We start from the raw sequence: 430 nt of genomic DNA on the forward strand, positions 1-430 counted from the left end.
ACGTTCTCTATGGCGAGCGACCTTGGATTCCGGAGCATGTCGAAAACCGACTTCTCGACATGCTCCAGACCGACTTGAGCGATGTTGGTGAAAAAATCGAACGCAGTCCGGACGGTGTGCTGAGCTTGCCGGACTATGGCGGACGCACGCTAGTGATCAGTCACCCTCTCGTCCGGGAGCAACCAGGCTCCCAACGGGCTTTCGCGCGGAGCCGCAAAGCTACCGACCGCTATCTCGACCAGTTGCTCGTKGACCGCGCATTACCAGTTGCCGTCCTCCGGGCACTTGATGCAGCCTCTGCCGGCGAGAGTGAAGATGCACCATTTGCTCTTGCAGGATCCGGTATACCGGTTTATCGAACCTTGGCTGAGTTACGCGGATCGGGAGCAGACCTGCCGCCCACTGCTTTATATGCTGACATTCCGGACGC

The 430-nt window shown here is 58.5% G+C and carries 1 protein-coding gene; it reads left to right on the plus strand.

Annotation, left to right across the window (positions count from 1 at the left end):
* Positions 1-59: 59 nt before the first annotated feature.
* Positions 60-430: hypothetical protein (locus tag AC1DDH_RS20660; RefSeq protein WP_476956242.1), on the plus strand; the 371-nt coding region annotated here is incomplete at its 3' end.

This window comes from Arthrobacter sp. 10T425, from assembly GCF_056393985.1.